Source organism: Polaromonas sp., assembly GCF_041689105.1.
Taxonomy (GTDB): Bacteria; Pseudomonadota; Gammaproteobacteria; order Burkholderiales; family Burkholderiaceae_C; genus Polaromonas.
Genome location: NZ_JBDNGU010000057.1, coordinates 1 through 5,723, shown reverse-complemented (window position 1 = coordinate 5,723; position 5,723 = coordinate 1). Strand labels below are relative to the sequence as shown.

The 5,723-nt window shown below is 64.4% G+C and carries 5 protein-coding genes; 2 read left to right on the top strand and 3 right to left on the bottom strand.

Features of this window, described 5'->3' with window-relative positions:
• Window positions 1-2,209, top strand: a 2,209-nt coding sequence (locus ACESMT_RS04840) for a response regulator (protein ID WP_372825439.1), incomplete at its 5' end; no start/stop codon positions are given.
• A 98-nt stretch (window positions 2,210-2,307) separates the two neighbouring features.
• On the opposite strand, the gene ACESMT_RS04835 is transcribed toward ACESMT_RS04840, so the two are convergent.
• The gene (locus tag ACESMT_RS04835; protein WP_372825438.1) at window positions 2,308-3,231 is read right to left on the bottom strand and encodes an alpha/beta fold hydrolase; all 924 of its coding nucleotides are present in this window, start codon (window positions 3,229-3,231) and stop codon (window positions 2,308-2,310) included.
• 17 nt (window positions 3,232-3,248) lie between these two features.
• Window positions 3,249-3,737 carry a nuclear transport factor 2 family protein gene (locus ACESMT_RS04830; protein ID WP_372825437.1) on the bottom strand — a complete coding sequence of 163 codons (489 nt, stop codon included), beginning with the start codon at window positions 3,735-3,737 and terminating at the stop codon, window positions 3,249-3,251.
• A 140-nt stretch (window positions 3,738-3,877) separates the two neighbouring features.
• Between ACESMT_RS04830 and ACESMT_RS04825 the strand changes: the two genes are divergently transcribed.
• On the top strand, window positions 3,878-4,861 hold the full coding sequence (locus ACESMT_RS04825; RefSeq protein ID WP_372825436.1) for an LLM class flavin-dependent oxidoreductase: 984 nt from the start codon (window positions 3,878-3,880) through the stop codon (window positions 4,859-4,861).
• 131 nt (window positions 4,862-4,992) lie between these two features.
• Here ACESMT_RS04825 and ACESMT_RS04820 read toward each other — a convergent pair whose 3' ends face one another.
• Window positions 4,993-5,391: an FKBP-type peptidyl-prolyl cis-trans isomerase gene (locus tag ACESMT_RS04820; RefSeq protein WP_372825440.1), complete on the bottom strand. Its 399-nt coding sequence runs from the start codon at window positions 5,389-5,391 to the stop codon at window positions 4,993-4,995.
• Between the last annotated feature and the right edge of the window lie 332 nt (window positions 5,392-5,723).

Below are 5,723 nucleotides of genomic sequence, written 5' to 3'. Positions count from 1 at the left end.
GGCCACCGGTATCCGTGTTGCCGATGCCGATGGCCTGGTGGTGCTGGGCCCGGATGTGAAGCCCCAGGACAAGGTTAGCTGGGCCGACCGCGATTTTTTTCCGCAACTGCGAGACCAGGCCGACCCCGGTCTGGTGGTGAGCCGGCCGATCATGGGTCGGGTCACCAAGATTTGGGTTATCTCCTTTGCGCGGCGCGTCAACCGGCCCGACGGCAGCTTTGGCGGCCTGGTCGCGGCACCCATCCCGCTGCAGTATTTTCAGGACATGCTGTCCAGGTTCGACCTCGGCTCCAAAGGCGTTCTGGTGCTGCGCGGTGCCGACTTTGGCATGATTGTGCGCCAGCCGCCTTCGTCGGTGCCGGCAGCGGCCGCGGTGGGCAGCCAGGTCAGCACGCCCGAATTTCAACGGGCGATCGCTGCGGGTCAGGTCCACGGCACCTACCTCTCCCCGCAAACTGCGGACGGCATCGGACGCACCATCAGCTTTCGCCGGCTGGCCGTGGTGCCATTCACCCTGGTGGTCGGCCGGGCCACCGAGGACTACCTGGCCAAGTGGCACTCCGATAAGTTCCAGACCTGGAGCGCGTTGGCAGTCTTTGCAATTTTCACCGCGCTGGCTTGTGCTCTGCTGTGGCGCACGATGCGGCGCCAGCGCCAGGAGACCGAGCGCAGCCAGGCCCTGCTGCGGGGCGCCAGCGACGGCATCCATATCCTGGATGCCGACGGCTGCGTGGTCGAGGCCAGCGATGCATTTGCCCGCATGCTGGGCCGCTCGCGCGGGTCGCTGCTTGGCATGAACCTGCAGCAGTGGGACGCCCACCCCGCGCCGGGCGGCCTGCTGCCGACTTTGACCCAGCCGGATCGGCAGGCCGGGGCGGACGCCAGGCACTTGCTGGAAACCCGGCTGCGCCGGCTGGACGGCTCACTGCTGGATGTCGAGATCAGCGGCCATGCGGTCACGCTGGACGAGCAGCCGCTGCTGTTTGTCTCGGCCCGCGACATCACCGAACGCAAGCGGGCGCAAGACGACATCCTGCTTGCCAAGGTGGCCGCAGCCGTGGCCGATGACGCCAGCTCGGCCAAGAGCGCCTTCCTGGCCAACATGAGCCACGAAATCCGCACGCCGATGAACAGCATCATCGGCATGGCCCATCTGATACTCAAAACCGAGCTGAGCTCCAAGCAGCGCGACTACATCGCCAAGATCGACTACTCCTCCCGGCATCTTCTGGACCTCATCAACGACATCCTGGATTTCTCCAAGATCGAAGCCAGGCAGCTTGTCCTGGAAACGACCGATTTCGTTCTGCCGACGATGGTCAGGGATATTTCCAGCCTGCTTGGAGACAGCGCCGCGTCCAAGGGACTGGCACTGGTTTTTGACATCGCCCCCCAACTGTCCCAGCCCCTGCGCGGCGACCCCTTGCGGCTGCGGCAAATCCTGCTCAACTACATCGGCAACGCGATCAAATTCACCCATCATGGCCAGATCATCGTGCGTGCCAGCATTCTCGAAGAGGGGGCTGGCAACTGCCTGGTGCGCTTCGACGTGCGGGATACCGGCATTGGCATGAGTGACGCAGAAATGGCCAATCTCTTCCATGCCTTCCTTCAGGCAGATACCTCGACCACGCGCCGCTATGGCGGTACCGGCTTGGGACTGGCCATCAGCAAGCAACTGGCCGAGTTGATGGGGGGCGAGGTCGGCGTGGAAAGCAGACCCGCTCAGGGAAGCACCTTCTGGTTCACGGCCCGACTGGGCCGCGGCACTGACAAACCGGCGCCAGCGCAAAAAACGCTGCCACCGGTGGACCTGAGTCTGATCAAAGGTGCCGCCGTCCTGCTGGTGGACGACAACCTTTTAAACCAGGAAGTGGCCTGTGAACTGCTGGAACAGGCCGGCGCCACCGTCACCCTTGCGAACAACGGACAGGAGGCTATTCACTGGCTGCTTAAAGCGCACTTTGATTGCGTGTTGATGGATATCCAGATGCCCGTGATGGATGGCCTGGAGGCCACCCGGCAGATTCGCGCCAACCCGGCCTTGTCTTGCATCGCGGTGATCGGGCTGACCGCCAATGCCGAGCAAGAAGATCAGGCACGCTGCCTGGAAGCGGGCATGAATGACTTTGTGAGCAAACCCTTCGAACTCGACCGGCTCTTCGCCGTGTTGGCCACCTGGCTGGCGCAACGGCCCCATGAAGTGTGAAATTGCAAACCCTCGCTCTTCTTCGACAGGCTCAGGACCGCCCAAGCTCAGGGCGAACGGTAATTTATAGAGGTACCCTTAAACATCATCGAGCTGAATCAATAATTAAAGTCAGCTGAAAAACGCTTGCAGCGCGTGCGCGGTTCCAGCGGCAGTTCTTCGGGAATGAAGTGCCCGGCCGGCAGGGCCTTGCCGCTGACGATGCCCGCGCATTGCGCTTGCCACAGGGCCAGGGGCTCGAACAGTTTTTGCACCACGCCGCGCTCGCCCCACAGCACAAACATGTCGCAGCGGATTTTCTCGCCCTGCGCGCGGCTGTCACGGTCGTGCACCAGGTCAATGCTGGCGCTGGCGCGGTAGTCCTCGCAGGCGGCGTGGATGGCTTCGGGCGTGCAAAAGCAGCGTTCGTATTCGAGCAGCGCTTCGGCTTCGATGTAGCTGAGTCCCTGGCTGCCCCAGCCGCCCAGCTTGGCGTGCAGGTAAGCCAGAGCATTGCCCCCGATCATGGTCTCTGGCAGCGGGCTGGGCTGGATCAGGTGGAACCAGTGGTAATACGCCGTGGCAAACCGCATGTCGGTCGCCTCATACATGTCCAGCGTGGGTGCGATGTCGATCACACACAGTTTGCGTACGCGCCCTGGGTGGTCCAGCGCCAGCCGGTGCGCCACGCGGCCGCCGCGGTCGTGGCCGCACAGGTCAAACCGGCTCAGGCCCAGCGCGTCCATCACACCCAGCGCATCGGTCGCCATGTTGCGCTTGCTGTAGTTGCTGTGATCGGGCAGCCCCGGCGCCTTGGACGAGTCGCCGTAGCCGCGCAGGTCGGGCAACACCAGAAAGAACTTCGCCTTCAGCGCCTGCACCACGCGGTGCCACATCACATGGCTTTGCGGAAAGCCGTGGAGCAACAGCAGCGCCGGACCCTGTGCATTGCCGCCGAAGCGCGCGAAGATGGAAGTGCCGTTGACCTCAAAGTCCCGCGCTTCAAAGCCGTCAAACCAGTTGTCGGGCAGGGTCGAGGCCATGGCGTGTCCTTTGCGGTTCAGGGCCGGGCGGCCAAATACTTTTTCAGGTTGGCCGCCGCAGTGGCGCGCACTTTTTTACGCAGAAATGGCGTCCAGCCCAGCAGCAGCCCGGGCGCGCCCAGCGCCTGGCGTGACCAGGCCCAGAAGTCGAAGCGGTCGTGCTGCGTGCTGATCAGGCCCTGCGCGTCGAAGGTGAAGCGACTGTCAATGATGTTGTGCACCATGCGGCCAGTGGCGCTGAAGCGGTAGTCGGCCTCCCAGTGCGCCTGACCGCCGCTGGCGTCGGCCTTGAGATCCCTGTACCCGAGTTTCCACACATCGCGCCCCTTGGCCCGGGTGGCGTCGCAGAGCATGTGCCACATGCCGGTGACCTCGCGGTGGCCGCGCAGCGAAAAAGCCTCGTCGTCAAAGCGTGCATCGGCCGCATAACACTCGGCCATGGTGGCCGAATCCAGCTGCGCAAAGGCGCTGTAGAGCTTCTCAAGGGTGCGCTGGCTGGCGTGCACGAGGCCTCCGGAAGTGGCACAGGATTGCAGAACGTTCCGGGGAAATGGTACACCCGCCACCGGACAGGGCTTGCAGGCGAGTGGGCGTGCGACCCGCGCCCGGGCATTGATAAACCAGCGCGGCGACCCATCTGCCCTGAATGATCCCTTTTTCTGTTCTTGATCTGTCCCCCATCGTGGAGGGCAGCGATGCCGCGCAGTCGCTGCGCAACACGCTGGACCTGGCCCAGCATGCCGAGCGCTGGGGCTTCCAGCGCTACTGGCTGGCCGAGCACCACGGCATGGTCGGTATCGCCAGTGCCGCCACCGCCGTCGTGATGGCGCATGTGGCTGGCGGCACCTCCCGCATCCGGGTCGGCGCCGGCGGCATCATGCTGCCCAACCATTCGCCGCTGGTGATTGCCGAACAGTTCGGCACGCTTGAATCCTTGTTCCCCGGCCGCATCGACCTGGGGCTGGGCCGCGCGCCCGGCTCTGACCAGGTCACGGCGCGCGCGTTGCGGCGCGACCTGAACGCCGACCCCAACGAGTTTCCGCAGGATGTGGTGGAACTGATGCACTACTTCCAGCCGGTGGCCGAGGGCCAGCGCGTGCGCGCCGTACCAGGCGCGGGCCTGAAGGTGCCGGTCTGGATTCTCGGCTCCAGCCTGTTCGGCGCGCAGCTCGCCGCCGAGTTGGGCCTGCCGTTTGCGTTTGCCTCACACTTCGCGCCGGCACAGATGATGCAGGCCATCGAGGTCTACCGCAGCCGCTTCAAGCCTTCCGCCCAACTGGACAAGTCGCATGTGATGCTGGGCTTCAATGTATTTGCCGCCGACACCGACGACGCGGCGCGCCTGCTGTCCTCATCGATGCAGCAGGCCTTTGTCAACCTGCGCAGTGGCCGGCCCTCGCGGCTGCAGCCGCCGGTGGCCGGGTACGATGAGCGTCTCACGCCGCCCGAGCGCGCGATCATCGAGCAGACACTGGGCTGCTCTGCGATAGGCGCGCCCGCCACCGTGCAGCGGCAGTTGCAGGCCTTCGTGGACCGCACCGGCGCCGACGAGCTGATGATCACCTCACAGATCTTCGACCACGCCGCGCGGCTGCGTTCTTACGAGATTACTGCCAGCATGCAAGGCTGACGGTTCTCAGGAGATGTTCTCTTTTCAAGCAAGGGCCGCGGATCTGGCTTTGCCAGTCCGCAGGCGCAGCGGCCTCCTCGGGGGGCAGGGCGCTACACGCAGTGAGCAACCGTGGGGGCAAGTTCTTTGGTCTACTTCTTGACTGCCAGCAGCTCGATCTCGAATTCCAGCGTGGCGTTCGGCGGGATCACCCCGCCCATACCACGCGCGCCGTAGGCAATCGCTGACGGGCAGGTGAGTTTGGCCTTGCCGCCCACCTTCATTTTCTGCACGCCTTCGGTCCAGCAGGAGATCACGCGGTTCAGCGGGAACTCGGTGGGTTCATTGCGCGAGTAGGAACTGTCAAACTCCTTGCCGCCCGGAAACCGGCCGCGGTAGTGCACCTTGACCGTGTCGGCGGCGGCCGGGCTCGCGCCTGTGCCGTCCTTCAGCGACTTGTAGACCAGCCCGCTGGCGGTCACGGAAGCCCCGACCTCTTTTGCGGCAGCAGCGGCGGCAGCATCAGACTGCGCCCAGGCGGCGGGCAGCATCAACAATGAACAAAGACCGGCGTAGAAAATGGACCGCACAGAAAACTCCTTGAGTGATGTCAGGGGACGCCGAAGGGCAACCCGATGCAGCCATGTTAGCGCGGCGCTACAAGCAGTGCGTGAGCGTAGGGACTCTTCTCTTTTCAAGCAGGGCCGAGCGAACGTTGGGGCGCTTGTCTTTTCAAGCAGGGGCTGCGGATCTGGCTCTGCCAGTCCGCAGGCGCAGCGCCCCCTCGGGGGGCAGAGAGTTACACGCAGTGAACGAACGTGAGGGCTCTTGTCTTTTCAAGCAGGGGCCGCGGATCTGGCTCTGCCAGTCCGCAGGCGCAGCG